Source organism: Pseudomonas migulae NBRC 103157, from assembly GCF_002091715.1.
In the GTDB taxonomy this organism is placed as follows: Bacteria; Pseudomonadota; Gammaproteobacteria; order Pseudomonadales; family Pseudomonadaceae; genus Aquipseudomonas; species Aquipseudomonas migulae_A.
On record NZ_BDAG01000014.1, the window covers coordinates 36,339 to 62,913 of the forward strand.

At 59.8% G+C, this 26,575-nt stretch carries 26 protein-coding genes, 1 pseudogene and 1 riboswitch; of the genes and pseudogenes, 15 read left to right on the forward strand and 12 right to left on the reverse strand.

The features are described 5' to 3' along the window. Positions 1–10: 10 nt before the first annotated feature. A complete protein-coding gene (gene hemH, locus PMI01S_RS12990) occupies positions 11–1,036 on the forward strand; it encodes a ferrochelatase (RefSeq protein WP_084320431.1) in 1,026 nt (341 codons plus the stop codon). 122 nt (positions 1,037–1,158) lie between these two features. Here the strand turns inward: hemH and PMI01S_RS12995 are convergent, their stop codons facing one another. Together PMI01S_RS12995 and upp are read right to left on the reverse strand one after the other, a co-directional pair. Beyond that, complete coding sequence (locus PMI01S_RS12995; RefSeq protein ID WP_084320432.1) at positions 1,159–2,433, reverse strand: uracil-xanthine permease family protein; 1,275 nt, start codon at positions 2,431–2,433, stop codon at positions 1,159–1,161. A 2-nt stretch (positions 2,434–2,435) separates the two neighbouring features. Beyond that, positions 2,436–3,074 (reverse strand): uracil phosphoribosyltransferase, encoded by a 639-nt coding sequence (gene upp / locus PMI01S_RS13000; protein ID WP_017340734.1) that lies wholly within the window; start codon positions 3,072–3,074, stop codon positions 2,436–2,438. Positions 3,075–3,250: 176 nt separating this feature from the next. Between upp and PMI01S_RS13005 the strand changes: the two genes are divergently transcribed. Continuing rightward, a complete protein-coding gene (locus tag PMI01S_RS13005) occupies positions 3,251–3,808 on the forward strand; it encodes a hypoxanthine-guanine phosphoribosyltransferase (protein ID WP_084320433.1) in 558 nt (185 codons plus the stop codon). 3 nt (positions 3,809–3,811) lie between these two features. Beyond that, positions 3,812–4,285 (forward strand): WbuC family cupin fold metalloprotein, encoded by a 474-nt coding sequence (locus tag PMI01S_RS13010; RefSeq protein ID WP_084320434.1) that lies wholly within the window; start codon positions 3,812–3,814, stop codon positions 4,283–4,285. 7 nt (positions 4,286–4,292) lie between these two features. Here the strand turns inward: PMI01S_RS13010 and dauA are convergent, their stop codons facing one another. Continuing rightward, positions 4,293–6,014, reverse strand: coding sequence for a C4-dicarboxylic acid transporter DauA (gene dauA, locus PMI01S_RS13015; RefSeq protein WP_084320435.1), 1,722 nt, complete (start codon positions 6,012–6,014; stop codon positions 4,293–4,295). 150 nt (positions 6,015–6,164) lie between these two features. On the opposite strand from dauA, the gene PMI01S_RS13020 reads away from it, so the two are divergent. Both PMI01S_RS13020 and PMI01S_RS13025 read left to right on the forward strand, forming a co-directional pair. Further along, a complete protein-coding gene (locus PMI01S_RS13020) occupies positions 6,165–6,650 on the forward strand; it encodes a hypothetical protein (protein WP_084320436.1) in 486 nt (161 codons plus the stop codon). Between the two features lie 63 nt (positions 6,651–6,713). Next, positions 6,714–7,001, forward strand: a complete 288-nt coding sequence (locus PMI01S_RS13025) for a PA4642 family protein (protein ID WP_084320437.1) — start codon at positions 6,714–6,716, stop codon at positions 6,999–7,001. 197 nt (positions 7,002–7,198) lie between these two features. Here the strand turns inward: PMI01S_RS13025 and mqo are convergent, their stop codons facing one another. Both mqo and PMI01S_RS13035 read right to left on the reverse strand, forming a co-directional pair. After that, positions 7,199–8,707 (reverse strand): malate dehydrogenase (quinone), encoded by a 1,509-nt coding sequence (gene mqo, locus PMI01S_RS13030; protein ID WP_084320438.1) that lies wholly within the window; start codon positions 8,705–8,707, stop codon positions 7,199–7,201. Between the two features lie 737 nt (positions 8,708–9,444). After that, the gene (locus tag PMI01S_RS13035; protein WP_084320439.1) at positions 9,445–9,678 is read right to left on the reverse strand and encodes a hypothetical protein; all 234 of its coding nucleotides are present in this window, start codon (positions 9,676–9,678) and stop codon (positions 9,445–9,447) included. 206 nt (positions 9,679–9,884) lie between these two features. On the opposite strand from PMI01S_RS13035, the gene PMI01S_RS13040 reads away from it, so the two are divergent. Further along, entirely contained in the window at positions 9,885–10,469 is a 585-nt protein-coding gene (locus PMI01S_RS13040; RefSeq protein WP_084320440.1) for a YajG family lipoprotein, read from the forward strand. 190 nt (positions 10,470–10,659) lie between these two features. Here the strand turns inward: PMI01S_RS13040 and PMI01S_RS13045 are convergent, their stop codons facing one another. Beyond that, a complete protein-coding gene (locus tag PMI01S_RS13045; protein WP_084320502.1) occupies positions 10,660–10,866 on the reverse strand; it encodes a hypothetical protein in 207 nt (68 codons plus the stop codon). 195 nt (positions 10,867–11,061) lie between these two features. On the opposite strand from PMI01S_RS13045, the gene PMI01S_RS13050 reads away from it, so the two are divergent. After that, on the forward strand, positions 11,062–11,340 hold the full coding sequence (locus PMI01S_RS13050; protein ID WP_084320441.1) for a hypothetical protein: 279 nt from the start codon (positions 11,062–11,064) through the stop codon (positions 11,338–11,340). Positions 11,341–11,411: 71 nt separating this feature from the next. On the opposite strand, the gene PMI01S_RS13055 is transcribed toward PMI01S_RS13050, so the two are convergent. Then, positions 11,412–12,575, reverse strand: a complete 1,164-nt coding sequence (locus tag PMI01S_RS13055; RefSeq protein ID WP_174602666.1) for a 1-acyl-sn-glycerol-3-phosphate acyltransferase — start codon at positions 12,573–12,575, stop codon at positions 11,412–11,414. A 142-nt stretch (positions 12,576–12,717) separates the two neighbouring features. Between PMI01S_RS13055 and PMI01S_RS13060 the strand changes: the two genes are divergently transcribed. From PMI01S_RS13060 to PMI01S_RS13070, 3 genes are read left to right on the forward strand one after another with little or no spacing between them, the layout of a single operon-like run. Beyond that, positions 12,718–12,900 carry a CPXCG motif-containing cysteine-rich protein gene (locus PMI01S_RS13060; protein WP_084320443.1) on the forward strand — a complete coding sequence of 61 codons (183 nt, stop codon included), beginning with the start codon at positions 12,718–12,720 and terminating at the stop codon, positions 12,898–12,900. 8 nt (positions 12,901–12,908) lie between these two features. Next, on the forward strand, positions 12,909–13,172 hold the full coding sequence (locus PMI01S_RS13065) for a putative signal transducing protein (protein WP_084320444.1): 264 nt from the start codon (positions 12,909–12,911) through the stop codon (positions 13,170–13,172). Between the two features lie 35 nt (positions 13,173–13,207). Continuing rightward, positions 13,208–13,831, forward strand: a complete 624-nt coding sequence (locus PMI01S_RS13070) for an SOS response-associated peptidase (protein ID WP_084320445.1) — start codon at positions 13,208–13,210, stop codon at positions 13,829–13,831. Positions 13,832–13,928: 97 nt separating this feature from the next. On the opposite strand, the gene PMI01S_RS32405 is transcribed toward PMI01S_RS13070, so the two are convergent. Both PMI01S_RS32405 and PMI01S_RS32410 read right to left on the reverse strand, forming a co-directional pair. Beyond that, a complete protein-coding gene (locus PMI01S_RS32405) occupies positions 13,929–14,771 on the reverse strand; it encodes a methyl-accepting chemotaxis protein (RefSeq protein ID WP_371850918.1) in 843 nt (280 codons plus the stop codon). 12 nt (positions 14,772–14,783) lie between these two features. After that, positions 14,784–16,070, reverse strand: a pseudogene (locus tag PMI01S_RS32410) (methyl-accepting chemotaxis protein); the annotation flags it as partial. Between the two features lie 322 nt (positions 16,071–16,392). Here PMI01S_RS32410 and PMI01S_RS13080 point away from each other — a divergent pair. Then, positions 16,393–17,097, forward strand: coding sequence for a M48 family metallopeptidase (locus PMI01S_RS13080; protein ID WP_371850919.1), 705 nt, complete (start codon positions 16,393–16,395; stop codon positions 17,095–17,097). Positions 17,098–17,245: 148 nt separating this feature from the next. On the opposite strand, the gene PMI01S_RS13085 is transcribed toward PMI01S_RS13080, so the two are convergent. The 3 genes from PMI01S_RS13085 to PMI01S_RS13095 form a co-directional block, all read right to left on the reverse strand. After that, positions 17,246–17,830: a TMEM165/GDT1 family protein gene (locus tag PMI01S_RS13085; protein ID WP_084320448.1), complete on the reverse strand. Its 585-nt coding sequence runs from the start codon at positions 17,828–17,830 to the stop codon at positions 17,246–17,248. Positions 17,831–17,918: 88 nt separating this feature from the next. Continuing rightward, positions 17,919–18,044: riboswitch (yybP-ykoY riboswitch) on the reverse strand. Between the two features lie 39 nt (positions 18,045–18,083). Then, positions 18,084–19,082, reverse strand: coding sequence for a methyltransferase (locus tag PMI01S_RS13090; RefSeq protein ID WP_084320449.1), 999 nt, complete (start codon positions 19,080–19,082; stop codon positions 18,084–18,086). Positions 19,083–19,116: 34 nt separating this feature from the next. Beyond that, positions 19,117–20,082, reverse strand: a complete 966-nt coding sequence (locus PMI01S_RS13095) for a 2-hydroxyacid dehydrogenase (RefSeq protein WP_084320450.1) — start codon at positions 20,080–20,082, stop codon at positions 19,117–19,119. Between the two features lie 242 nt (positions 20,083–20,324). Here PMI01S_RS13095 and PMI01S_RS13100 point away from each other — a divergent pair, with 242 nt between their 5' ends. The 4 genes from PMI01S_RS13100 (at position 20,325) to PMI01S_RS13115 (ending at position 26,548) form a co-directional block, all read left to right on the forward strand. Beyond that, positions 20,325–20,954, forward strand: a complete 630-nt coding sequence (locus tag PMI01S_RS13100; RefSeq protein ID WP_084320451.1) for a LysE family translocator — start codon at positions 20,325–20,327, stop codon at positions 20,952–20,954. Between the two features lie 234 nt (positions 20,955–21,188). Further along, a complete protein-coding gene (locus PMI01S_RS13105) occupies positions 21,189–22,871 on the forward strand; it encodes a fatty acid--CoA ligase (RefSeq protein WP_084320452.1) in 1,683 nt (560 codons plus the stop codon). A gap of 337 nt (positions 22,872–23,208) precedes the next feature. Continuing rightward, positions 23,209–25,155, forward strand: a complete 1,947-nt coding sequence (locus PMI01S_RS13110) for a DUF1302 domain-containing protein (protein WP_084320453.1) — start codon at positions 23,209–23,211, stop codon at positions 25,153–25,155. A gap of 28 nt (positions 25,156–25,183) precedes the next feature. Then, positions 25,184–26,548, forward strand: coding sequence for a DUF1329 domain-containing protein (locus PMI01S_RS13115; RefSeq protein WP_084320454.1), 1,365 nt, complete (start codon positions 25,184–25,186; stop codon positions 26,546–26,548). The last annotated feature ends 27 nt before the right edge of the window (positions 26,549–26,575 follow it).

Here is a 26,575-nt window from a genome sequence, read left to right on the forward strand (position 1 = left end):
AGGACGTTGCATGACCGATCACGCGTTGCTTCTGGTCAATCTGGGTTCACCTGCCTCCACGTCGGTGGCGGATGTACGCCGTTACCTCAATCAATTTCTGATGGACCCGTATGTGATCGACCTGCCCTGGCCGGTGCGGCGTTTGCTGGTGTCGCTGATTCTGATCAAGCGCCCGGAGCAGTCGGCCCACGCCTACGCCTCGATCTGGTGGGAGGAGGGCTCGCCGCTGGTGGTGCTCAGCCGTCGCTTGCAGCAGGCCATGACCACACAGTGGACACACGGGCCGGTAGAGCTGGCCATGCGTTACGGCGAGCCGTCGATTGAATCGAAACTGGTGCAGCTCGCTGCTCAGGGCCACAAGAAAATTACGCTCGCGCCGCTTTATCCACAGTTCGCCGACAGCACCGTGACTACGGTGATCGAGGAAGCCAGGCGGGTGGTCCGTGAGAAACAGCTGGATGTGCAGTTTTCGATTCTCCAGCCGTTCTACGATCAGCCTGAGTACCTCGATGCGTTGGTGGCCAGCGCCAAACCCTATCTTGAACAGGATCATGACCACCTGCTGCTGAGCTTCCATGGTTTGCCGGAGCGGCATCTGACCAAGATCGATCCAACGGGCCACCATTGTTTTCAAAGCGAAAATTGCTGCCAGAATGCTTCACCCGAAGTGTTGGCCACGTGCTACCGCGCCCAATGCTTGCGCACAGCTTCCGAGTTTGCCAAACGCATGGGCTTGCCGGACGGCAAATGGTCAGTGTCGTTTCAGTCGAGGTTGGGTCGGGCGAAATGGATCGAACCCTACACCGAAGCGCGCCTTGATGAGTTGGCGGGAATGGGCGTCAGGAAGGTGCTGGTGATGTGCCCGGCGTTCGTTGCCGATTGCATCGAGACGCTGGAAGAGATTGGTGATCGCGGCAAAGAGCAGTTCCGCGAAGCGGGGGGGGAGGAGTTGGTGCTGGTGCCATGCCTCAACGATGACCCGCAGTGGGCCAAGGCGTTAGCCACATTGTGCGAACGAGCGCCGTTGGCGCTGTAAAAGCATCGCCAGCAAGCCGGCTCCGACAGGATCGAGTCGTTCCACATTCATGTGATCGACATAAAACCTGTAGGCGCCGGCTTGCTGGCGATGGCGTCTGAAGCAGCAACAAAGCCCTTGGCTTATATCAGCGGCTCATTCGCCTTCTTGTGCTTCCAGCTGTCATTGCCCGGCAGCAACAGGTTCAGCGCAATCGCTACCACCGCGCACAGTGCGATGCCTTTGAGGCCGAAGTCGTCCGGACCGGTGCCGGTGCCGACCAGCACACCGCCAATCCCGAACACCAGCGTCACCGAGACAATCACCAGATTGCGCGCTTCGCCCAGGTCGATCTTGTGGCGAATCAGGGTGTTCATCCCCACCGCAGCAATCGAACCGAACAACAGGCACAGAATCCCGCCCATCACCGGCACCGGAATACTTTGCAGCAACGCGCCGAACTTGCCGATGAACGCCAGGCTGATGGCGAAGATCGCCGCCCAGGTCATGATTTTCGGGTTGTAGTTCTTGGTCAGCATCACCGCGCCCGTCACTTCGGCGTACGTGGTGTTGGGCGGACCGCCGAACAAACCGGCGGCGGTGGTGGCGATGCCATCACCGAGCAGCGTGCGGTGCAGGCCGGGTTTTTTCAGGTAGTCGCGACCGGTCACGCTACCGACGGCGATCACGCCGCCGATGTGTTCGATGGCCGGGGCCAATGCCACCGGAACAATGAACAGAATCGCCTGCCAGTTGAATTCCGGCGCGGTGAAGTTCGGGATCGCGAACCACGGTGCAGCGGCAATCTTCGCGGTATCGACCACGCCGAAGTAGAACGCCATGGCAAATCCGACCAGCACGCCGGAGATGATCGGCACCAGGCGGAAAATGCCTTTGCCGAACACCGCGACGATCAGCGTCGTCAGCAGCGCCGGCATCGAGATCAGCATGGCTGTCTGGTAATGAATCAGCTCGCTACCGTCGCCAGCCTTGCCCATCGCCATGTTGGCGGCAATCGGCGCCATGGCCAGACCGATGGAAATGATCACCGGACCAATCACCACCGGAGGCAGCAAACGGTCGATGAAACCGGTGCCTTTGATCTTCACGGCGAGGCCGAGGAAGGTGTAGACGAAACCGGCCGCCATCACGCCGCCCATGGTCGCCGCAAGACCGAACTGGCCTTTGGCGAGAATGATCGGGGTGATGAAGGCGAAGCTCGACGCCAGGAACACCGGCACCTGACGCCCGGTGACGATCTGGAACAGAATCGTCCCCAGACCCGCCGTGAACAGCGCCACGTTCGGGTCGAGGCCGGTAATCAGCGGCATCAATACCAGCGCGCCAAAGGCCACGAACAGCATCTGCGCACCCGACAGCACCGTGCGCCAGAGCGGATCGTTGAACTCTTGCTGCATGCTCAAGCGTCCTTCTGCTTGGTGCCGAAGATCTTGTCGCCGGCATCGCCCAGGCCCGGGATGATGTAACCGTGCTCGTTCAGTTTCTCGTCAATGGAAGCGGTGTAGATGGTCACGTCCGGATGAGCCTTCTCCACGGCGGCGATGCCTTCCGGCGCGGCGACCAGCACCATGGCGCGAATGTCGCGGCAACCGGCCTTTTTCAGCAGGTCGATGGTGGCGACCATGGAGCTGCCGGTGGCGAGCATCGGGTCGATGATCATCGCCAGGCGTTCGTTGATTTCCGGAACCAGTTTCTCCAGGTAGGTGTGGGCCTGCAGCGTTTCTTCGTTGCGGGCCACGCCCACGGCGCTGACCTTGGCGCCCGGGATCAGGCTGAGCACGCCTTCGAGCATGCCGATGCCGGCACGCAGGATCGGCACCACAGTAATCTTCTTGCCGGCGATTTTTTCGACCGACACAGTGCCGCACCAACCTTCGATGTCGTAGGATTCCAGCGGCAGGTCTTTAGTGGCTTCATAGGTCAGCAGGGCACCGACTTCCTGAGCGAGCTCGCGGAAATTCTTGGTGCTGATGTCTGCGCGGCGCATCAGGCCGAGTTTGTGGCGGATCAGCGGATGGCGGATCTCGAGGATGGGCATGGGAAAGGCTCCGGCGGCGGGCAAAAAAACCGGCCTAGATTAATCTATCCGAGGGTGTTGTCCTATAGACATAGAGTACGTTAGTCCACAAACGCTTGATCTGGCCTCGCTTGATGCGTACCTTTGCCCGCTTTTCCTGAACCGTCCCTCCCCCTCAAATCCCCCTGGAGAGCGCCATGTCCGCTGATCTCGAGCATATCCGTCAAATCATGCGAGAGGCTGACTGCCTGTACACCGAAGCTGAAGTCGAGGCGGCCATCGCCCGCGTCGGTGCACACATCAACGAACAACTGGCTGACACAAATCCGGTGGTGTTCTGTGTGATGAACGGCGGCCTGATTTTCGCCGGCAAGCTGCTCACCCACCTGCATTTCCCGCTGGAAGCGTCCTACCTGCACGCCACCCGCTATCGCAACGAAACCAGCGGCGGCGACCTGTTCTGGAAAGCCAAGCCTGAAGTGTCGTTCATCGACCGCGACGTGCTGATCATCGACGACATTCTCGACGAAGGTCACACCCTGGGCGCGATCATCGACTTCTGCAAACACGCCGGCGCGCGCAAAGTGCACACCGCCGTGCTGATCGACAAGGACCACGACCGCAAGGCTCGCCCGGACCTGAAAGCCGATTTCGTCGGCCTGCCGTGCATCGACCGTTACATCTTCGGTTACGGCATGGACTACAAAGGCTACTGGCGTAATGCCAACGGAATTTTCGCCGTCAAAGGGATGTAAGCAATGAGCGCGCCGAGCTTTCTTGATCAAGCCTTGTTCAATGAATTGGCCGGCAAGGCGGCGGCAAATCCACGTGGACGTCAGCATCACAACTTCCATCAGATGGAAGAGGCTTGCCATCGCATGGCGGTGGGCTTGCAGCCGTCCACGTACATCCCGCCTCACCGGCATCTGGGGGACAACAAGGCTGAAACCTTGCTGGTCCTCAAAGGGCGGCTTGGTCTGCTGATTTTCGATGAGGCCGGCGCGGTGGTGCGCAAGCAGATCCTGCAGGCCGGTGGCGACTGTGTGGGTGTCGACCTGCCAACCGGTGTGTTCCATGGCCTGGTGGTGCTGGAAGCCGATAGCTTGATGTTCGAGTGCAAGGCCGGCCCTTATCGCCCAGTTGGCGAAGGTGAGCTGGCTGATTGGGCGCCGCGTGAAGGCGAGCCGGGTGTCGCCGAGTATCAAGCCTGGATGCGCGCTCAGTTCGCCTGAGGCGCGCTCAGTTTTTCCCGGCCAGCCAGCGTTCGCTTTTGCGACGAGCCTGTTCCAGGTTGTTCACGTAGGCCAACTGACGCTGCTCACGATGGATGCCCGCGCGTCTGAGCTTCAGGCGCACCCGTGGGGTGGTCGCCACCAGAATCAGGCCAATGCCGTCCGTGCGGTAATCCCTCAGGATATTGTCGAAGGCCGCCAGCGCCGTCATGTCCAGCATGGGCACCGCGCTCATCTCGACGATCACTACTTTGACCTCCGGACTGAATTTGCGCAGCACCCCCAAGGCTTTTTCGGCCGCGCCGAAGAACAGCGGCCCGCGTATCGCATAGCACCGAACATGCTCCGGCATCTCCTGCAAGGCTTGATGGTAACCGCGTGGCAGTTCGGCGGTATCCGTCAGATCGCTCATGCGTTTGATAAATAACCCGGCGGCCAGCAGCAGGCCGACGCCGACGGCCATCACCATATCGAACAACACCGTCAGGCTCAGGCAGGTCAGCAAGACCAGCACATCGCTGCGGGGCGCGATGCGCAAGGTATGCAGCACGTGCCGGGCTTCGCTCATGTTCCACGCCACCATGACCAGCAATGCTGCCAGCGCAGCCATCGGCAGGTAGCTGAAAAGCGGTGCGAGGACCAGTATCGCCATCAGCACCACCGCGCTGTGAATAATGGCCGCCAATGGCGAAAAGGCCCCGCTGCGCACATTCGTGGCACTACGGGCAATGGCCGCCGTGGCGGTAATGCCGCCGAACAACGGTGCGATCAGATTGCCCAGGCCCTGGCCCAGCAGTTCTGCGTTGGGCTCGTGTTTGCTGCCGGTCATGCCATCCGCCACCACCGCACACAACAAGGATTCGATGGCGCCGAGCATGGCAATGGCGAACGCTGGCGCCATTAATTGACGGATCAAGTCGTAGGACAGGTGCAGCGGCTGGCCGTCGGGGCCGGGTAGATTCCACGGCCAATCGAAGTTCGGCAGGAACGGCGGAATGCCGGGATGGCTGACGCCCTCGACCATATAGCTGAAACGCTCACCCAATGTCGCCACTGCCAGCCCGCCGTGCTCCAGCGCCAACCCCAGGAGTGCGCCGATGGTCAGCGCCACCAAATGCCCCGGAATCCTCGGCACCCACCGTGGCCAGACAATCAGAATGGCCAGGCAGGCGATGCCGATAATTCCGTCCCCCAGATTAGCGCTGGGTAACGCGAGAATCAGTACACCCAGCTGCTCGATGTAGTGTTCTGCCTGGCCGGCGGTGTTCAGGCCCAGCAAATCCTTCAATTGCAGGGTGGCAATGACAATGCCGATCCCGGCGGTAAAGCCCAGGGTGACCGGATACGGAATGTACTGAATCAACCGCCCGGCTCGAATCAGCCCCAGGGCAATGAGGATGACGCCGGCAAGCATGGTGCAGAGGAGCAGGCCGCCCAATCCATATTGTTGGGTGATGGGCAGCAGAATGACCACGAACGCGGCAGTAGGCCCACTGACATTGAAACGCGAACCGCCGGTCAAGGCGATCAGGGGCGCGGCGATCAGTACCGTATACAACCCTTGCTGGGGCGGTACACCGACGGCAATCGCCAGGGCCATGGCCAATGGGATGGCGATAATCCCCACCGTCACCCCGGCACTGATGTCGCCGCGCAAGCGTCTGAGGGTGTAGCCGGCGTGCCAGGTTTGACGCCAGGCGGCGAATAACGGGGGAACGGAGAACGACATAAGCACTCCACAGTAGACGGTGCACCGTTATCGACGGCTGAAAGCTCTTCCAGTATGGCCAGCTTGGTATCGCGAAGTATTGACCCATATCGCTAATTCGCACGGTTGATCCTCGTGCTAGAGTGCTCGGCTTCGCCCTGGGAGCCTGTCATGAGCCGTTTGATCCGCTGCTGCGCCGCCCTGTTGCTGACCTTCAGCCTGCCCCTGGCCGCCGCGCCGGCGCCGATGCATGCGCAGTTTCTGCCGCCGGACGACCTGACCCTGCGTGATGCCGAACCCGAGCAGCAACAACTGTTGCAGGTCACCGAATATTCGGTAGTGGTCGGCAGTCAGCGCCAGTCCACCCAACAGCCGATCCCGGTAACGTCTCCGCTGCTGATCCGCCTCAAGGGCAAACCCTTGAACAAGGGCGCGACCATCAATCAGGTGCTGGTCAACTTCGATGGCGAAAGCAAAAGCCTGAAAAAGCCGATCTACGACGACAAGAGCAAAACCCTGACGCTGTTTTATCCGATGGCGCAGTACCGCGTGGTGATCGACTTGTTGCGCAATGAGACGGTGTATTGCCAGTTCCTCAGCTACGCCAATGGCCATGTCTGGGCTGACCTGCACACCGGGGCCGTTCGTCCGCGTTGAGCCCGGCGGCCAGTGAGGGGTAAACTGCCCGCCCCGTGAAATGTCTGCGAGCTGGAGTCGGCAATGCGTAAAGATAAGAAGCAAGTGATTGGTGACGAGATCGGCGATGAGCAGATCAAGTTGTTTCTCGATTTCGAACCGGTCGACGCCACTTCGCCGTCCCTGCACAAACTGATCAAGGCTTACCGTGGCCTGCGCATCGACGATTTCGAGCGGTTTCTGACGTTCTTTGTTGAAGCCGGCCTGGATTTGAACGGCAAGGATGAGCACGGCAATGACTTTGTGACCCTGATCAAGGATCAGCGCAACGCGGCCGAGTACATCGAGCTGATCGACAAGGCTCGCGGTTAAGGCCCTTTCATCCGACGAAAAAAAGCCGCCTTTGTAGGAGCCGGCTTGCTGGCGATGGCATCACCTCGGTGTTATCTGACATACCGAATTGATGCCATCGCCAGCAAGCCGGCTCCTGCAAAATTGGATTCGTCGTGAAGCAGGCATAAAAAAACGCCCGCTCTCAATGAGAACGGGGCGTTTTTTATGCGCGACGATCAAGCGTAGCTTGGGGTCTCGCTGCTTTCTTCAACCAGTTCCAGCGCGATGTTGTTCTGCGTGTTGATCTTGCGATACAGCGCAGCATCGGTTTCCAGAACCTTTTCACGGGCCGGGAAGATTTCCGCCAGTTTGGCCGCCCACTCGCCGGACGCTTTGGCCGGGAAGCATTTCTCGATCAGCTCCAGCATGATCGAAACGGTCACCGAAGCGCCTGGCGAAGCGCCGAGCAGTGCAGCAAGGGAACCGTCCTTGGCCGCGACCAGTTCGGTACCGAACTGCAGGACGCCGCCCTTTTTCGGGTCTTTCTTGATGATTTGAACCCGTTGGCCGGCCACTTCCAGGCGCCAGTCTTCGGCTTTCGCCTCAGGGTAGAAGCGACGCAGGGACTCCAGGCGCTGCTCCATCGACTGCATCACTTCGCTGACCAGGTACTTGGTCAGGTCCATGTTGTTTTTCGCCACGGCCAGCATCGGGCCGATGTTGCCGGCGCGAACCGACATCGGCAGGTCCATGAAGGAACCGTGCTTGAGGAACTTGGTGGTGAAGCCGGCATACGGTCCGAACAGCAGGGACTTCTTGCCATCGACGACTCGGGTGTCCAGGTGCGGCACGGACATCGGCGGCGAGCCCACGGCGGCCTGGCTATAGACCTTGGCCTGGTGGTGTTTGACCACTTCCGGGTTGTCGCAACGCAGCCATTGGCCACTGATCGGGAAACCGCCGAAGCCTTTGCTCTCTTCGATGCCCGAAGCCTGCAACAGCGGCAATGCCGCGCCGCCCGCGCCGAGGAAGACGAATTTGGCGTCGACTTCACGGGTGTTGCCGCTGTTGACGTCCTTGATGCTGACGGTCCAGCCGCCGTTGTTGCGCTTCAGGCCGGTGACGCGCTTGCAGTACTTGACCTGGGCATCGGGTGCGCTGGTCAGGTGCTTGAGCAATTGGTTGGTCAACGCGCCGAAGTTGACGTCGGTGCCGTTCATCACGCGGGTGGCAGCGATGACTTCGTCAGCCGGACGACCAGGCATCATCAATGGCATCCAGTCCGCCATTTTTGCCTTGTCTTCGGTGTACTCCATATCGGAGAAGGCGTGGTGCTTGCTCAGCACCTTGAAGCGCTCCTTGAGGAAGGACACGCCACTGTCACCTTGCACGAAGCTCAGGTGCGGCACCGGGCTGATGAAGGACTTGCACGAACCGAAGGTGCCTTTTTTGGTCAGGTACGACCAGAACTGCTTCGACACCTCGAACTGGGTGTTGATGTGCACGGCTTTCTTGATGTCGACGGTGCCGTCGGCAGCCTGCGGCGTGTAATTGAGCTCACACAGCCCGGCGTGACCGGTACCGGCGTTGTTCCACGGGTTCGAACTCTCCGCAGCACCGGAATCCATCAGCTCGACGACTTCCAGCTTGATCGCGGGGTCGAGCTCTTTGAGCAGTACTGCGAGGGTGGCACTCATGATGCCGGCCCCAACCAGTACTACGTCGACTGCTTCGTTATGCGCCATTTAACGCGTCTCCAAAATCTGCAGCACCAAATTGTCGGCATGGCTGCCAGGCGTTCCGGGGCGTATCAGTGGGCCCAAGGTAACCATGGCAGTATCGCCATGTCCGAATCTTCGCAATTTATCGCAACTTCGACGGAGGCTACCGACCGGGTGAATGAGGTCTATGAACTCATTTCAACGCGCGACTGGCAATTCGACTTATGGTCGAGACTTCCGTTTGTGCAACCAAATCCGTAGCGGACAGGCTTCAGGCTCCGGTGTTCGAGGAATACTCGGTCCTGTGTCGTTGGGCTGTTCCAGACGCTAATGGTGCATATTCAGACGCAAAACTATTCATTTGCTCGCCACACTCTTGTGAAGTTGTGAAAACCCGTTTTTTTCACGCTCTTTTGAAGACGTGAACCTCAAAAAAGGGCTGCCCCAGCCTGGCACCGTGCCCGGATGGATTGCCGTCATGGGATACATGACAGGCAAAACGGGCAAACAGCTCAGTGACCGAGCGTAATGACAGCTCTGCAGATTCGCGAAAAGTGGGGGTTTTGCTCAAGGAACAGCAAGCGCGCCAGCTTCACTCGATCTGTGTGGGCGGCTCTCTGTGGGCGGTGCGGGGGTGCCAATACCGAAGCATTGACGATGCTGCGAGGCCCGATCAGGAGACGTCCTTATAATCGGGGGGAGATTGTATCTAAGAAACGCAGGGAAATGGACGTGTTTAATGACTTTTATTAGGCGTCTGGTCAGGTGGCCAACAGCTGCTGCGCCCGCGCACGCGGTCGGTGCTGGCTGACACGGGCACTGGCGGGCAGGGGATGGTGCAGCCAGTTGAGGCGGATTTCTTCGATTTCGACCCAGCCATCGCCCATCGGCTGCAGGCTGCACTGCTTGAATGCCTGGCAATGACCATTGCGGTCGAGCAGGGCGAAGCAGCGATGCAATGGGCGTGGCGCGAACAGCGAGATCAGGTAGCGCATGGCAAAGTACCTTGAAGGGGTGACTGCCGAGAAGGTTGTCAGAGCGCCGTGACATGCACGTGTATGGGCGGTGACATCTGTGTGACAGGAACCGGCTTCCCAAGGGTTTGTCAGACATTTCAGTATTCACTGCGAGGCGCTGGTTACCCGCAGTGGCCCACCGCTATACTGCCGGCCTGTTTGTGCCTGATTCTGGAGAGAAGAGCATGTTGCAACGCCTGTTGTTCGGTTTGATCACTGTGACCAGTTTGACCCTGGTTGGCTGCGCCCACAGCCCGCAACAACTGAACCCGGAGCCGAAGCTGACGGCTCAGCTGGCGCCGGTCGGCCATGGTCAGCCAGTGGTGGTGCGTGTGGTGGACGGTCGTCCGTCGCCAACCCTGGGCACCCGTGGCGGTCTGTATCCGGAGACCAGTGCGATCACGGTCCAGGGCGCGCAGATCCTGCCGAAGTTGCAGGCCCAGGCCGAAGCGGCCGTGCGCTTGCTGGGCTTTACCCCGACATCCAATGCGATGAACGCACCGCAACTGACGGTGACACTGGCCGAGTTGAAGTATCAATCGCCGAAAGAAGGCATGTACGTGACCGAGGCGACCATTGGCGCGACCTTCCGCTCCGATGTACAGAACGCCAACCGCCGCTACAGCGGTCGTTACGGCGCGTCGCTGGATCAGCGCTTCGGCATGGCGCCGAATCAGGAAACCAACACCAAGCTGGTCAGCGATGTGTTGAGTGACGCGTTGACGCGTCTGTTCAAGGACCCGACCGTGGGTCAGATTCTCGGCGAGTAAGTTTTCGCTGACATCAAAAAGCCCGGCACCAGTGATGGCGCCGGGCTTTTTTGTGCCGCTGATTTTTTGGATATACCCATCCCCTGTGGGAGCGGGCTTGCTCGCGAAGGCGGAGTGTCAGTCAACATCAATGAAGCTGACCCACCGCTTTCGCGAGCAAGCCCGCTCCCACAGCGGATCAGCGGTGTTGTCACGCGGCCTGCGAATAAAAATCCAGCACACTCACGCCCGTCAACAAATCCGTCTCCGGCAAATCCGCATGTTGATGCCCGCCCAGTGCGCAATACACCAGCCAATGGCGATCCTGAACGTTGAAGGCAAGGCTGCCGACTAAGGCTTGTTGTTCGTCGCTTTGAGCGATGAGGTAGAGGCGATCCTGGTTTTCGGCGTGCAGCATGACGGTTTCCATGTCGGTTTCGATGGGCCGAGAGACTGGCGCATTCAGATGACGAAGCCGTGACGCAGGGCAGGAATCTGCCAGATGGTGAGTTATTTGTCGTAAAACGGCGGGCAGGAGGGACGGCTTTCGGTAGAATCCGCGCCGCGGTCGTCGGTCCGGCGTTCGCCACACCTGTTTTGACTGAGGTTTGTGATGTCGCTGCATTTGATGACGCTGTTTACCGCCCATCCCGCCAAATTGATCAACCTGCTCGCCTTGCTGTTTGCCTTCCCGGGCAGTTGGTTGCTGCATGCAACGCGTCGCCGCGAACAACGCGCGCAGGCCAGTCTGGCAGCGCAGCGTCAGAGCCGTCCCAGTGAAGAGCCCGTGCTGGATTGGGCGACCTTGCGCATGAACCGGTTTTTCTATCGTTTCGGTTTTGCCTGCCTGGGGGTGGCGTTGCTGGTGTCGTGGATCAGCACTCGCGTTTGATCCCTTGAAGCAAAAAATCGTCCGAACGCGGCCCGAGCCTTCGGACGATCTTTTGATCTTGCTGTAAAAACCTACAGCGGCAACCCGGCTTTCACGCGGTACTGATTCCGCACCGGCGTGGCGTATTGCAGCACCAGGAACGGGCGATGTTCTTCCGGGCAAGCGTCCAGACGCCGTTGCCATTCTTCCTGGGCCTTCGCCAGTTCGTCGGCCGCAAACACTTCAGCCGCTTTCGGCACCTGCAACTGCGGATCAGCGTCCTCCCACTGTGCGTAAGCCAGATAGTGCACCGGGAACAAGCGGTAACCGCCGAGGATCTGCTTGTCCATTTCGATCGCCAATTGCTTGGTGTCTTCGTAGAGCTCGGTGATCGGCGCGGCGAAGTTCACGTGGACGCGGCCCTTGTAGCCGGTGATGCCCTTGGCGATGCTCACATCGTCCTCGCCCGGCACTTTGGTGTAGCTGCCGGTGGTGGCGCGAATGTAGAGCTCACGCGCCTTGGCCTGGTCGCACGGATCATATTCGTAGCTGATCGAAACCGGGGTGACGTTCAGCGAGCGGATGACTTCGCCGAACGGCTCATCCTTGCGGCTCATGTGGAACATCTTGAGGATCGCCGACTCGGTGCGGTCGTCGCCGTCCTTGGCCCGGCCTTCGGCCTGAGCGATCCAGATCGAGGCGCAATCGTTGCGGATCGAGTGGTTGATGTAGGCGGACAGCAGTTGATATGCCGCCATTTTTTCCCGGCGACCGGTGATCGAGCGGTGCACGATGAAGCTCTTGTTCAGGCGCATCAGGTCGCTGACGAAGGGTTTCTGCAGCAGGTTGTCGCCAATCGCGATGCGCGGTGTCGGCAGGCCGGCGTGGTACACGGCATAGTTGACGAAGGCCGGGTCCATCACGATGTCGCGGTGGTTGGCGATGAACAGGTAAGCGCTGCCGGACTTGAATTGCTCGACGCCGGTGTACGTCACACCGTCCGTGGCGCGCTCGATGGTGTGGTCAACGTACACCTCGACTTTGTCCTGCAACGTCGCCACCGAATGGACACCGGCGAACTCACGGCGCAGCCGATGGGCTATAAGGGGTTTGAGCATCCAGCCGAAGGCACCGGCATAACGCGGGAAGCGGAAGTGGATGAGGATATCTAGAAACGCCTTGTCGCCGAGCAGCCGGTTCAGTACCGCTGGGACTTCGCTGTCGTCGTAAGGTCGGATGGCATCGAATTCGCCCATCATGCTCTCTTGTTAGAAACGGCTAGGGTAAGTAAAGGTTTTGATCGAAAACCAACGGGGCACGGTCTGAAAAGGTAGCCAGACAAAAATAGCCCTGCAAATAGACCGGCGATTATACGCACAAGTCACCCAGGAGACCGCGATGCTGGAAACCGAGCGCTACGAATGTCCGTATTGTGGTGAAGAGGTCGAGACGACTGTGGATTTATCGGCAGGCGATCAGACCTATATCGAGGACTGTCAGGTGTGTTGTCGGCCCATTACGTTTGTGTTGCAGGTTCATGGAGAGGAATGGCATCTCGAAGTGTTCAGCGAGAATGAGTGAGGGCGTCCATGCAGCGAATCTACGAGCCGGAAAACCTGATGGAGGGCGAGTTGCTGCAAGGCATGCTGGCCAGCGAGGGCATCGAAGCGCATCTGGTGGGCCGGGATCTGGTGGGCGGCACGGGCGAATTGCCAATTTTCGGCTTGCTCGGGTTGGCGGTGGATAACGACCAGGCCGAATACGCCCGCGAGTTGATCACCGCGTACAATGCAGCGCTGCCAATGCCCGGCGATGAACAACCGGACAGCTTTCCCGGCACGCTGGTCTGTTAGGCTGACGTTCGTTTTATCAAGAGTCGTGTTGCCCCATGTGTGGACGTTATGCCCTGTTTCGCTGGAACCCCGCCTTCGCGGCCCTGCCTGGCTTTCCCGCCGACCAGCAGGCCCAGTGGAATATTTCCCCAAACGATTCGGTATTGATGCTGCGTGCCGGTGCCGACAGCCAGCGAGAGTTGGCCCGCGCGCGCTGGGGGTTGACGCCGCCGTGGCTGACCGATCTGTCCCGCACGCCGGCCCATGCCCGGGCCGAAACCGTGGCTGAGCAACCGATGTTCCGTCAGGCCCTGCGCGAGCGCCGGTGCCTGCTGCCGGCCAACGGTTTTTACGAATGGCGCGGCACGACGCGCAAGCGGCCTTACTGGCTGACGCCGGGGGAGGGCTCGACGCTGTATTTTGCGGCGATCTGGGAAGCGTATCCGGTGCAGGAGCAGATGTGGTTGAGCACGGCAGTGATCACGCAACCGGCGGCGAGTCAGCGTCGGCCGTTGATTCTGGATGCGGCGGGGCAGCAGGCATGGCTTGATCCCGAGACGCCTTTGCATGTGTTGCAGGGGTTGCTGGCCAGTGAGCCCGCTGCGTTGCGCGAGCGGGTGTTGGCGAATCTGGTGAATGATCCGAAGTTGAATGGGCCGGAGTGTTTGACCCCCGGTTGATGCGTTGTTTGTACCGGCCCCTTCGCGAGCAAGCCCGCTCCCGCAATCGAATGCGATCAACTGTGGGAGCGGGCTTGCTCGCGATGGGGTCTCTGGATCAAACCTTGAACTGATTGATCAACCGCCGCTGCTGTTCCGCCAGCTTGGTCAGGTCCGCACTCGCCGCACTGGACTCATCCGCGCCACCGGCCACTTCATTGGCCACCTGCCCGATGTTGATCACGTTACGGTTGATGTCATCCGCCACCGCGCTCTGCTCTTCGGCCGCGCTGGCAATCTGCGTGTTCATGTCGTTGATCACCGACACCGCCTGAGTGATCGCATCCAGCGCTTCAGCCGCTTTCTCCGCATGTTGCACGCTTTCATCGGTACGGTTCTGGCTGTCCTCCATCACCCGCACCACATCGCGCGTGCCTTGTTGCAGCTGCTGGATCATGGTCTGGATTTCTTCGGTGGCCTGCTGGGTTTTCTGCGCCAGGTTGCGCACTTCATCCGCCACCACTGCAAAGCCACGGCCCTGTTCGCCGGCGCGTGCCGCTTCGATGGCCGCGTTCAAGGCCAGCAGGTTGGTCTGCTCGGCAATCCCGCGAATGGCCGTGAGGATCGCGTTGATGTTCTCGCTGTCCTTGGCCAGGTTTTGCACCACGCCTACAGCCTTGCCGATTTCCACCGCCAGCACACCGATCGAATTCGAGGTGTCGCGCACGATCTGTTTGCCCTGCGCCGCCGCCTGATCCGCATGGCTGGCCGCTTGCGCTGCCTGGGTCGCGTTGCGCGCCACGTCTTGGGCGGTGGCGGTCATTTCATGCACCGCCGTGGCAACCTGATCGATCTCGACCATTTGTTTCTGCACGCCAATATTGGTGCGAATGGCGATGTCAGCGGTGTGTTCCGACGAATCGCTGACGCTCTGCACCGACGTCACGACCTGAGTGATCATCGCCTGCAACTTGGCGAGGAAGGTATTGAAGCCTTTGGCGATCGAGCCCAATTCGTCGGCGCGATCACTGGTCAGGCGGCGCGTCAGGTCGCCTTCGCCTTTGGCAATGTCGTCGAGCATGGCGACCATCTGTTTAAGCGGCCGGGCAATGCCATGGCCCACCAGCCAGATTACCAGCAAGCCGATGCCGGCAATCAGCAGGCCAACCATGGCCATGCCGAAGGTGTCGGATTTGCGCTGTGTGTCGAGGTCGGCCTGGAGTTTTTGCAGGTCGGCCATCACTGCGTTAAGCGGCAGTTGCAGCATCAGGGTCCAGCGCGCGTCGGTTTGGCCGATGCCGAATGGCAGATACAATTCGATCCGGCCTTGGGCCTTGTCGACGGTGTAAGTGACTTCGCCGCGCTTGAGATTGGCCATGTTGGCGATCTGTTGGCTGTCGAGGATGTCGCTGACCTTCTCGCCGAATTTGCTCGGGTCTTTGGTGTAGGCCACGATCCGGCCGTTGCCGCCGATCAGCGCCATGACACCCGAGCCGTTGTACAGCTTCTGGTTCGCGCCCAGGAGCATTTCCTGGATGAAGTTCACCGACAGGTCGGCGCCGACGATGCCCTGGAAGGCGCCGTCGAGCATGATCGGTTCGATAAAGGAGGCGAGCATGACGATCTTGTCGCCGACCTTGTAGGGCGCCGGATCGATCACACAGGATTTTTTGGTTTCTTTCGAGCACAGGTAGTACTCGCTGGCGCGCACGCCGGTGGACAGGGTTTTCTGGTCGTCGACGTCCACCAGTTTGTCCAGGCCCAGCGTGCCGTCTTCGTTGCGGAACCACCATGGCAGGAAGCGGCCGTTGCTGGCGTCGATCCCTACCACCTTGGTGCCGACGTAGGCCGCATCGTTGTGGTCGAGTGCGTCTTTTTCCCAGCCGATGTAAGTGCCGAGGATTTTCGGGTTTTTGGCGACGTTTTCCTTGATCAGGCTGATCAATTGCTCACGGCTCAGGCTCAACTGTGGTTGGCCGTCTGCACCCGGCGTGCCGATCAGGGCGTTGACCCGCACCAGTCCGCCGGCAATCAGCAGGGGCGCTTCAAGTTCGCGCTGGATCTGGCTGACCTGGGTTTGCGCCAGGGACGTCAGGCGCTGTTCGATGACTTGCTCGAATTGCGCCTGGGTCCGCTCTTGAACCATTTCTTGGGTTCGGGCACCGGAAAACAGGGCGTATAGCACCAGCGCGGCGACTACGCTGAGAACGATGGCACCGGCGAGGGCCGCCACGGAAAACTGAATCGACTTGAATTTCATGGGTGCTCCGCACGCAAGAGGACATCTGCGGTGCTGTATCGGCAGGGGGGGCGAGGGCCATGAGTGAGGCAGGGTGAAATGGCAGTTTTGGAGTGGTGGATGTCGCTATCAGGCAGGTACCGAACCTTTGTGCAGTCAGGCAGTCAGTGCAGTATGAATTTTTTGATACTACCGTCTCTCGATCGGGTGGCGGATTAAAGGGAGTGTCTTGATGAACAAGTCTCTGGTTGCGTGCATGTTGGGCTCGGCGCTGTTGCTCAATGGCTGCGAAACCGTAAACACGACCAGCGCGGGTGAGGTCGGCGTCGTTCGCCAGCAAAGGATGACCACGTTGCTCTCGAGTGAGCAGGTCAATCAAGCGTATGCGCAGGACTACCAGCAGACTCTGGGCGACGCGAGCAGCAAAAACATCCTCGACAAAACCAGTGCTGAGGCCAAACGTGTTCAGGCGATTGCCGATCGACTGATCGCCCAGGCGCCGACGTTTCGCCCGGATGCCGCGCAATGGAAATGGGAGGTAAACCTGATCAAGAGTGATGACCTCAACGCCAACTGCGGTCCTGGCGGGAAAGTGATTGTGTTCACCGGTTTGATTGATAAGCTAAAACTGACCGACGACGAGTTGGCCGCGGTAATGGGTCATGAAATCGCCCATGCCTTGCGTGAGCACGGTCGTGAGGCGTTATCCAAATCCTATGGTTGGAGTATCGCCAAGGAAGTGGCGATTGCGGCAGGCGCGCCGGCATCGATTGTGGCGGTCGGGAATAACGGCGTGAATCTGTTGATGACCTTGCCTAATAGCCGCACCAATGAAAACGAGGCAGACCTGATCGGTCTGGAGCTGGCGGCTCGCGCCGGTTTCAACCCGAATGCAGCACTGACCTTGTGGGACAAAATGAGCAAGGCGGATGAAGGCGCACCGCCGGAATTCCTCAGTACGCACCCGTCTTCGAGTAGCCGGACAGCGGCGTTGCAGGCGGCGATTCCGAAGGTGATGCCTCTGTACGAGAAAGCGCCTAAATCCTGATAGGTATGCGTTGAATCCGCTGACGCCTTCGCGGGCAAGCCCGCTCCCACAAATTTTGTGCCGTACACAAATGATGTGATCGACCGAAAACCTGTGGGAGCGGGCTTGCCCGCGATGAACGATTACGCGGAGTTACTGACTTACCGCTTTAAACCCACCCACTGCTCTGCATCGCCTTGTACACCGCGACAATCGCCAGGACGAAGAACGCCGACGCCGCCAGGCGACGGATCAACGTCAGGGGCAGTTTGTCCGCCGCAAAGTTACCTGCCAACACCACTGGCACGTTGGCAATCAACATGCCCAAGGTGGTGCCGATGATCACTAGCCACAATTCCGGATATTGCGCGGCAAGCATCACGGTCGCGATCTGAGTCTTGTCGCCGATTTCCGCGAGGAAGAACGCAATCAGCGTCGTCAGGAACGGCCCGAACTTGCGGGCGGTGCTGGCTTCATCCTCATCCATCTTGTCCGGCACCAGGGTCCACAACGCCGTCGCGGTGAAGCTCGCGGCGAGAATCCAGTGCAACATCGCATCCGAGAAGAAACTTCCGACCCAGGCGCCTACCGCACCGGCTGCAGCGTGGTTGGCCAGGGTGGCGGCGACGATGCCGGCGATGATCGGCCATGGTTTGCGAAAGCGGGCAGCGAGAATGAGCGCGAGCAGTTGCGTCTTGTCGCCGATTTCGGCCAAGGCAACGATTGCGGTGGGAACGAGAAGTGAATCCAGCATCAGGGTTTTCCTAAGGGGCGGGTCGACACGGCTATGACACGTACAGCCTTCCCGCCCCGGGTAAGGTGTTCGTGTCATAGGTCTTGTCAAACCCTGGCGATCCGTCTGATGCGGACGCTTGGGTCGCATACGCCATGGTCTGAGGACCAAGTATGTTGACGTATGCCGGACGAGCATGGCGCTCGTGGGAGACTACTCCCCTAGGACGGAGCGGATTCTGCCTAGCCAAATCCGATTGGGCAAGAACAAATTTCTAACCGCGCTTGGCTCGATAAATTCTGAAGCCCTGTCCTTCAGCCTTGATCGCACACACGCCAAGGTGCTCTTCGATCAGTGGCTGATACTTCAGGAAGCTGTTCGCAACCAGGCGCAGTTCGCCACCGTTTTTCAGATGTTTGGCCGCTTTTCGCAGCAAGTTCTCGGTAGCGAAATAGTCGGTGTGTACACCGACATGGAACGGCGGATTGCTCAGGATCGCACTCAAACCCATCGGCGCCGCATCGATGCCATCACCGGTAATCACCTCGGCTTCCAGACCGTTGGCAGCCAGGGTCAAGCGACTGCTGGCGGCGGCAAACGCATCCACGTCGAGCAGCGTGACCTGATTGTGCGGATAACGACGCTTGACCGCTGCACCCAATACACCCGCGCCACAGCCGAAATCCAGTAAATGGCCGCTTGGCAATTTGTCGAGATGCTCCAGCAGCAACGCACTGCCGCGATCCAGGCGACCGTGGCTGAACACGCCCGGCAGGCTGATGACTTTCAGCGGACCTTCGGCCAGCGGCAACTCATAGGTCTGAGCCAGGCTTTCCAACGATTTGGCCGCTGGCGCATCGGCCACTGTGACCTGCCAGAGCTGGCAGTGACGCGCGCTGTCGAGCTTGCGTGGTTTGCCGAACGGGTTCAGTTGTTTGGCTGCGCCTTCGATACCGCTGCGTTTTTCACCCACCAGATACAGCTCGCGACCGGCCAGGCGTGAGGCGAGGGCGTTGAGGATGTAGTCGGTAAGGTCCTTGGACTTGGGCAGAAACACCACCGCAGTGTCGAACTCGCGCTCGGGCGCGGTCACGCCGAAGTGGCTGCGCTCGGAGAAACGAGCGTCCAGCGCAGCCTGGTCGCCGGCGTGCCAGCACCAGCCATGGGCGTCGGGCAGGCGCCCGAGCAAATCATCGGCGGGCAAACCGGCCAGCAACACCGAACCCTGGAATAACTCGGCCTGACGAAGCAGTACTTCACTGCGCGGATCCATACTCTGCTCCTGTGAAAAAAAGTGCCGCAGTTTATCAACTGACGACCCGCAGTGCCTTACCGCTGAAGTATCCCTGAGCGTTTTCGGTCAATTGGCCAACGATCCGCTGCCGCGCCTCGCGACTGCCCCAGGCGTTGTGCGGTGTGACGATCAAACGTGGAATGTCGGCGGCGAGTAGCGGGTTGCCGGCGGTTGGCGGTTCGACGCTCAGCACGTCGGTGGCGGCCCCGCCCAGGTGGCCGTTGCGCAAGGCATCGGCCAGAGCCTGTTCGTCGATCAAGCCACCACGGGCGGTGTTGACCACGAAAGCGCCCGGTTTCATCGACGCCAGTTCCCGGGCGCCGATGAAGTGACGAGTGTGTTCGTTTAACGGGCAGTGCAGGGTCAGTGCATCAATCTGCGGCAGCAATTCATTTAGCGGCAAACGATCCGGCCGGGCAGGGCGCCCCGGAATCTGCCCGAGCAACACGCGCATGCCGAAGGCTTCGGCCAGCCGTGCGACCGCGCCACCCAGCTCGCCGTGACCGAGCAAGCCGAGGGTTTTGCCTTCCAGTTCGACGATCGGGTAGTCCAGCAGGCAGAACTGTTTCGCTTGCTGCCAGCGACCTTCGCCGACCGCTTTCTGATAATCGGCTAGGCGCGTCGCCAGGTTGAGCAGCAACATGATCGTGTGCTGCGCCACCGACGGCGTGCCGTAACCCTGGCAGTTGCAGACGGTAACGCCGTGGGCGCGGGCGGCAGCGAGATCGACGTTGTTGGTGCCGGTGGCGGTGATCAGGATCAGCTTCAGCTCGGGGCTGGCGGCAATGGCTGCGGCGTCGATCAGGATTTTGTTACTGATGGCGACGGTCGCGCCTTTGAGACGGTCGATGACCTGTTCGGGCATGGTCTGCGCGAACAGCTGCAAATCGTCGAAGCAATCACGCAATGGACTGAGGTCCAGATCGCCGAGGTCCAGCGAGGGATGGTCGAGGAAAACGGCGCGGCGAGGGTTCGTCATCAACTGTACCTTTTGTGCATTGAATTGAAGGCGTAATCTGCCGAGCCTACCAGATAGAAACAAATGGTTACTCATAGCCAGGCCAGGCGCCGAACCTGTGGGAGCGGGCTTGCTCGCGAAAGCGATGCGTCAGCCAGCATCATTGTTAACTGACACACCGCTTTCGCGAGCAAGCCCGCTCCCACAGGGGGGATGTCAGCCTGTAAGTTTCAATTCGACCGTTCAGCCCCAAAGGAGCCTTCATGTACTGGACAGAGTTCTTGACCGTTGCCCTCATCCATTTGCTGGCCGTGGCCAGCCCCGGCCCGGACTTTGCCGTGGTGGTGCGTGAGAGTGTGACCCACGGTCGTCGCGCCGGCACGTGGACCGCGCTGGGCGTCGGCACGGCGATTTTCCTGCATGTCGGTTATTCGCTGCTCGGCATCGGCCTGATCGTGTCCCAGTCGATCATGCTGTTCAACGCCTTGAAATGGGCGGCCGCCGCTTACCTGTTGTACATCGGCTTCAAGGCCCTGCGTGCACAACCGGCCAAACCGGTGGCTGATGACCTGCACAAGGAAGCCGGCGAGCGCACGGCTCGCGGCGCCTTCACCTCGGGTTTCGTGACCAACGGTCTGAACCCCAAAGCCACACTGTTCTTCCTGTCGTTGTTCACCGTGGTGATCAATCCGCACACACCGCTGGCCGTGCAGGCGGGTTACGGGATTTACCTCGCCGTGGCAACCGCCGTCTGGTTCTGCCTGGTGGCGATGCTGTTCAGTCAGCAACGCGTGCGCGCCGGTTTCGCCCGCATGGGCCACTGGTTCGACCGGACCATGGGCGCGGTGCTGATCGCCATCGGCGTGAAACTCGCGTTCACAGAAATGCATTGATCTTTGTAGGAGCCGGTTTGCTGGCGATGACATCGCCGCGGTCTGTCAGATAGACCTTGGCGTTCCTATCGCCAGCAAGCCGGCTCCTACAGGTCTGGATTGCGGTTCGATGCTGGCGCAACGCTAGCATTTGCTGAATGTTGCAAATCATTCCTTCGGCTGATTTGGTTGTCATGGAAGGGCACTAGAGTGCTTACTTTCAGTCACGACCGTGCAGTCAGAAAAGGGATTCTTATGTTGCAGACTCGCGTTATCCCCCCAGCCGAAGGCGCTTACCAGTATCCATTGCTGATCAAACGGCTGCTGATGTCTGGCACGCGCTATGAGAAAACCCGCGAGATCATCTACCGCGATCAGTTGCGCTACACCTATCCGACCCTGATCGAACGGGTCGCACGCCTGGCCAACGTACTGACGGCAGCCGGCGTCAAGGCCGGCGATACCGTGGCGGTGATGGACTGGGACAGCCATCGTTATCTGGAATGCATGTTTGCCATCCCGATGATCGGCGCGGTGATCCACACCATCAACGTGCGCCTGTCGCCGGAACAGATCCTCTACACCATGAACCACGCCGAGGACCGCTTCGTGCTGGTCAACAGTGAGTTCGTGGGGTTGTACAACGCGATTGCCGGGCACCTGACCACCGTCGAGAAAACCCTGCTGCTGACCGACCTCCCGGAAAAAACCGCCGACTTGCCGAACCTCGTCGGCGAGTACGAACAATTGCTGGCGGCCGCGAGCACGCAGTACGACTTCCAGGACTTCGACGAGAATTCGGTCGCCACCACGTTCTACACCACCGGCACCACCGGCAATCCCAAGGGTGTGTATTTCACCCACCGGCAACTGGTGCTGCACACCATGGGCGTGTCGACCATCATGGGCGCTATCGACAGCGTGCGGCTGCTGGGCACCAACGACGTGTACATGCCGATCACCCCGATGTTCCATGTGCATGCCTGGGGGTTGCCGTATGTGGCGACGATGCTCGGGCTCAAGCAGGTTTATCCGGGGCGCTACGATCCGGAATACCTGGTGGAGCTGTGGCGCAAGGAAAAGGTCACCTTTTCGCACTGCGTTCCGACCATCCTGCAAATGGTCCTCAACGCCAAGGCTGCGCAAGGCACGGATTTCGCTGGCTGGAAAATCGTGATCGGCGGCAGTGCGTTGAATCGTGCGTTGTACGACGCCGCCAAGGCCAAGGGCATTCAGCTGACCGCCGCTTACGGCATGTCGGAAACCGGGCCGCTGGTCTCGTGTGCGCACCTCAACGATGAGTTGATGGCCGGTACCGAAGACGAGCGCACCACGTATCGAATCAAGGCCGGTGTACCGGGGCCCTTGGTGGAGGCGGCGATCGTCGACACCGACGGCAACTTCCTGCCCGCCGATGGCGAGACCCAGGGCGAACTGGTGCTGCGCGCGCCGTGGCTCACCGAAGGTTATTTCAATGAGCCGCAGAAGGGCGCCGAGCTCTGGGCCGGCGGCTGGCTGCACACTGGAGACGTAGCAACGCTGGACAGCATGGGCGTGATCGATATTCGCGACCGGATCAAGGACGTGATCAAGACCGGCGGCGAATGGATTTCCTCCCTGGACCTCGAAGATTTGATCAGTCGCCACGCAGCGGTACGCGAAGTAGCAGTGGTGGGCATTGCCGATCCGCAGTGGGGCGAGCGCCCGTTTGCCCTGCTGGTGATCCGCGAGGGCCATGCAATCGGGGCCAAAGAACTCAAGGAACACCTCAAGCCGTTTGTGGAGCTGGGGCACCTGAGCAAGTGGGCTATCCCTAGTCAGATCGCCCTTGTTACTGAAATTCCCAAGACCAGCGTCGGCAAGCTCGACAAGAAACGCATCCGCGTCGACATCACCGAATGGCAAGCCAACAACAGCACCTTCCTCTCGACGCTTTAGCGTCTTCCGGCGTGCCCCAAAAGGGCACGCCAGCCCCACCAAGCAAGCGCTTGGCTTGTGAAATCCGAATTTTCAGCCATCCTTCCCGTGCCGACAGGTGTCGGTCTGGCGAAAGGACTGTTCCAGAGTGGCTGGCAGCTGCAAATCACACTTTAGAGGGATCAAGCAGTACTACCTGCTGGCTATAGTCCGCTCAAGGATTTTTAAGAACGGGGCACACGCACAAAACGGGGCGATGCAACTTTGGAATGATTTCGGGAGGCCTTGGCCCCCGGTCAACCACAGCGTTTTTAAAAGTACTCACTGCCATAACAATAATGCACATGGAGTAGCGTCGATGACATCAGTAAACCAGTTCTGGCGCCGGGCTAAACTGCCCCTGGCTGTCAGTCTTGCCTCTTCGCTCGCCGGGCCCGCATTCGGCGTCAGTTTCAACGTTGGTGAAATCGAAGGTCAGTTCGACTCATCCCTGTCGATTGGTGCCAGTTGGTCTACCGAAAGCGCCAACAAGAACCTCATCGGCGTCAACAACGGCGGTCGCGGCCTGTCCCAGACCTCCGATGACGGTCACTTGAACTTCAAGAGCGGGGAAACCTTCTCGAAGATCTTCAAAGGCATCCATGATCTTGAATTGAAATATGGCGACACCGGCATTTTCGTCCGGGGCAAATACTGGTATGACTTCGAACTCAAGGACGAAGACCGTCCGTTCAAGGACATCAGCGACAGCAACCGCAAGGAAGGCGCCAAGTCCTCCGGCGGGCAAATTCTCGACGCCTTCATCTACCACAACTACTCGATTGCCGATGAGCCGGGTTCCGTGCGTCTGGGCAAGCAGGTCGTGAGCTGGGGTGAGAGTACGTTCATCGGCGGCGGCATCAACTCGATCAACCCGATCGACGTTTCCGCGTTCCGCCGTCCAGGTGCCGAGATCAAGGAAGGCTTGATCCCGGTCAACATGTTCTACGTGTCCCAGAGCCTGACCGAGAACCTGTCGACCGAAGCGTTCTATCAACTGGAATGGGACCAGACCGTTACCGACAACTGCGGCACGTTCTTCTCGCAACCGGACGTGATTTCGGATGGCTGCGACCAAAACCTGGCCGTGCTGCGGACCCGTAACGGGCTCAATAGCTCATTGGCGGCCGCGGGGCTGCCGGCGGGGTTTCGTAATGCTGCGATCAACACCCTGGCTGCCCGGGGCGTGACCTGGGGCAACCCGGATGAAGGTGCCGTCGTCCGTCGCGGTCCGGATCGTGATGCACGCGACAGCGGTCAGTTCGGCGTGTCCTTCAAATACATGTTCGAACCGCTGGACACCGAGTTCGGTGGCTATTTCATGAACTACCACAGCCGTGCGCCGATCTTCAGCGGCAAAGGCGCTCCGGCGAGCGCTTACGATGGCACTGCCCTGGGCGGCGCACTGATTGGCGCCGGTATTCCGGGCGCAATCGTGGTTGGCCAGACGGGTCTGGCTGCGCAGTTGGTACCGTTCCAAGTGGTAGGTAACTCCAGCTACTTCGTCGAGTACCCGGAGGACATTCGCCTGTATGGCCTGAGCTTCTCCACCACGTTGCCTACCGGCACGGCGTGGAGTGGTGAAGTCAGTTACCGTCCGAATGCACCGGTGCAACTCAATACCACCGACATCCTGTATTCCGGCCTGACACCACTGAGCCCTAATGTTTCCGTACTTCAAGGACGTCCGGGGGAAGATCAGCATGGCTATCGCCGCAAGGAAGTCACTCAGCTCCAGACCACCTTCACGCACTTCTTCGATCAGGTGATGGGGGCCGAGCGCCTGACCCTGGTGGGTGAGGTTGGCTGGACCCACGTCGGCGGCCTGGAAAGCACGTCGAAAGCGCGTTACGGTCGTGACCCGAGCTACGGCCCTGGTCCATTGCCAGGTGGTCAGTGCCAGACATTGAACACCGGCACACTGGCGGGTGGACCACAAAACAACGTCAGTCGCTACTGTGAAAACGATGGCTTCACCACGACAGACTCCTGGGGTTATCGCGCTCGTGCCATCTGGGACTACAACAGCGTATTCGCCGGTGTAAACCTCAAGCCGAACATTGCCTGGTCCCATGACGTGGACGGTTACTCGCCAGGCCCTGGCGGCAACTTCGAGGAAGGTCGCAAAGCGGTCAGCCTGGGTCTCGATGCCGAGTACCAGAACACCTACACCGCGTCCCTGGCCTACACCAACTTCTTTGACGGCAAGTACACCACCGTGGATGACCGCGACTTCGTTGCGCTCAGCTTCGGCGTGAACTTCTAAGCACTGCATTTTCAGGACGAACACACCTATGAAAACAACAAAGAGTCTGTTCCACGCTGGATTTCTGGGGCTAACGCTGCTGGCGACCAGCGTCATGGCAGCGGTCCCTGCGGCCGAAGCGGACAAGCTGGGCAAGAGCCTGACGCCGATGGGCGCCGAGATGGCCGGCAATGCCGACGGTTCGATTCCGGCCTGGAAGCCGTTGCCGAAAAACGCTGGCGCTGTCGACAGCAAGGGTTTCCTGTCCGACCCGTACGCCAGTGAAAAGCCGCTGTTCACCATCACGGCGCAGAACGTCGACCAGTACAAGGACAAGCTTGCTCCGGGCCAGTACGCGATGTTCAAGCGCTACCCGGAAACCTTCAAGATGCCGGTCTACCCGTCCCATCGCGGCGCGACCGTGCCGGATGACGTGTTCGCTGCCATCAAGAAAAACGCCACTGCCACGGAGCTGGTATCCGGCGGCAACGGGCTGAAAAACTTCGAGACAGCCGTACCGTTCCCGATTCCAAAGAGCGGTGTCGAGGTGATCTGGAACCACATCACTCGCTATCGCGGTGGCAGCGTGACCCGTCTGGTGACCCAGGCCACCCCGCAACCGAACGGCTCGTTCAGCCTGGTGTACTTCCAGGACCAGTTCGTATTCCGCGACAAGATGAAAGATTTCGATCCGGCAAACCCGGGCAACATCCTGTTCTACTTCAAGCAGGAAGTGACCGCGCCGGCACGTCTGGCCGGTGGTGTGCTGCTGGTGCACGAAACCCTCGACCAGGTGGCGGAACCACGTTCGGCGTGGGTCTACAACGCCGGTCAGCGTCGTGTGCGTCGTGCGCCGCAAGTGTCCTATGACGGGCCGGGTACCGCAGCGGACGGCCTGCGTACCTCCGATAACCTGGACATGTACAACGGTGCGCCGGATCGCTACGACTGGAAACTCGAAGGCAAGAAAGAGATGTACATCGCCTCCGACAGCTACAAGCTCGACGATCCGAAGCTGAAGTACGCCGACATTATCAAGGCCGGTCACATCAACCAGGACCTGGCTCGTTACGAGCTGCGTCGGGTCTGGCACGTGGTCGCAACCCTGAAGGAAGGTCAGCGTCACATCTACGCCAAGCGTGACTTCTACATCGACGAAGACACCTGGCAAGCGGCGGTGATCGATCACTACGACGGTCGCAATCAACTCTGGCGTGTAGCCGAAGCTCACGCCCAGAACTACTACAACGTTCAAGTGCCGTGGTACACCCTGGAAACCCTGTACGACCTGCAGTCTGGCCGTTACCTGGCACTGGGTATGAAGAACGAAGAGAAGTCGGCGTATAACTTCGGTTTCACTGCCACCACCAGCGACTTCACTCCGGCGGCATTGCGTCAGGCCGGGGTTCGTTAACCTGAACTGAACAGAGGCCGCATCCTC

Bases quoted from the DNA above. Each gene is read 5' to 3' on its own strand.
- PMI01S_RS13090 (WP_084320449.1), bottom strand. From the start codon at position 19,082: ATGGATCCGCGCAGTGAAGTACTGCTTCGTCAGGCCGAGTTATTCCAG.
- PMI01S_RS13050 (WP_084320441.1), top strand. From the start codon at position 11,062: ATGTCGCTGCATTTGATGACGCTGTTTACCGCCCATCCCGCCAAATTG.
- PMI01S_RS13085 (WP_084320448.1), bottom strand. From the start codon at position 17,830: ATGCTGGATTCACTTCTCGTTCCCACCGCAATCGTTGCCTTGGCCGAA.
- upp (WP_017340734.1), bottom strand. From the start codon at position 3,074: ATGCCCATCCTCGAGATCCGCCATCCGCTGATCCGCCACAAACTCGGC.
- PMI01S_RS13005 (WP_084320433.1), top strand. From the start codon at position 3,251: ATGTCCGCTGATCTCGAGCATATCCGTCAAATCATGCGAGAGGCTGAC.
- mqo (WP_084320438.1), bottom strand. From the start codon at position 8,707: ATGGCGCATAACGAAGCAGTCGACGTAGTACTGGTTGGGGCCGGCATC.
- dauA (WP_084320435.1), bottom strand. From the start codon at position 6,014: ATGTCGTTCTCCGTTCCCCCGTTATTCGCCGCCTGGCGTCAAACCTGG.
- PMI01S_RS13040 (WP_084320440.1), top strand. From the start codon at position 9,885: ATGTTGCAACGCCTGTTGTTCGGTTTGATCACTGTGACCAGTTTGACC.
- PMI01S_RS13045 (WP_084320502.1), bottom strand. From the start codon at position 10,866: ATGCTGCACGCCGAAAACCAGGATCGCCTCTACCTCATCGCTCAAAGC.
- PMI01S_RS13070 (WP_084320445.1), top strand. From the start codon at position 13,208: ATGTGTGGACGTTATGCCCTGTTTCGCTGGAACCCCGCCTTCGCGGCC.
- PMI01S_RS13055 (WP_174602666.1), bottom strand. From the start codon at position 12,575: ATGGGCGAATTCGATGCCATCCGACCTTACGACGACAGCGAAGTCCCA.
- PMI01S_RS32405 (WP_371850918.1), bottom strand. From the start codon at position 14,771: ATGATCACTCAGGTCGTGACGTCGGTGCAGAGCGTCAGCGATTCGTCG.
- PMI01S_RS13025 (WP_084320437.1), top strand. From the start codon at position 6,714: ATGCGTAAAGATAAGAAGCAAGTGATTGGTGACGAGATCGGCGATGAG.
- hemH (WP_084320431.1), top strand. From the start codon at position 11: ATGACCGATCACGCGTTGCTTCTGGTCAATCTGGGTTCACCTGCCTCC.
- PMI01S_RS13020 (WP_084320436.1), top strand. From the start codon at position 6,165: ATGAGCCGTTTGATCCGCTGCTGCGCCGCCCTGTTGCTGACCTTCAGC.
- PMI01S_RS12995 (WP_084320432.1), bottom strand. From the start codon at position 2,433: ATGCAGCAAGAGTTCAACGATCCGCTCTGGCGCACGGTGCTGTCGGGT.
- PMI01S_RS13115 (WP_084320454.1), top strand. From the start codon at position 25,184: ATGAAAACAACAAAGAGTCTGTTCCACGCTGGATTTCTGGGGCTAACG.
- PMI01S_RS13110 (WP_084320453.1), top strand. From the start codon at position 23,209: ATGACATCAGTAAACCAGTTCTGGCGCCGGGCTAAACTGCCCCTGGCT.
- PMI01S_RS13065 (WP_084320444.1), top strand. From the start codon at position 12,909: ATGCAGCGAATCTACGAGCCGGAAAACCTGATGGAGGGCGAGTTGCTG.
- PMI01S_RS13010 (WP_084320434.1), top strand. From the start codon at position 3,812: ATGAGCGCGCCGAGCTTTCTTGATCAAGCCTTGTTCAATGAATTGGCC.
- PMI01S_RS13105 (WP_084320452.1), top strand. From the start codon at position 21,189: ATGTTGCAGACTCGCGTTATCCCCCCAGCCGAAGGCGCTTACCAGTAT.
- PMI01S_RS13080 (WP_371850919.1), top strand. From the start codon at position 16,393: ATGACCACGTTGCTCTCGAGTGAGCAGGTCAATCAAGCGTATGCGCAG.
- PMI01S_RS13060 (WP_084320443.1), top strand. From the start codon at position 12,718: ATGCTGGAAACCGAGCGCTACGAATGTCCGTATTGTGGTGAAGAGGTC.
- PMI01S_RS13035 (WP_084320439.1), bottom strand. From the start codon at position 9,678: ATGCGCTACCTGATCTCGCTGTTCGCGCCACGCCCATTGCATCGCTGC.
- PMI01S_RS13100 (WP_084320451.1), top strand. From the start codon at position 20,325: ATGTACTGGACAGAGTTCTTGACCGTTGCCCTCATCCATTTGCTGGCC.
- PMI01S_RS13095 (WP_084320450.1), bottom strand. From the start codon at position 20,082: ATGACGAACCCTCGCCGCGCCGTTTTCCTCGACCATCCCTCGCTGGAC.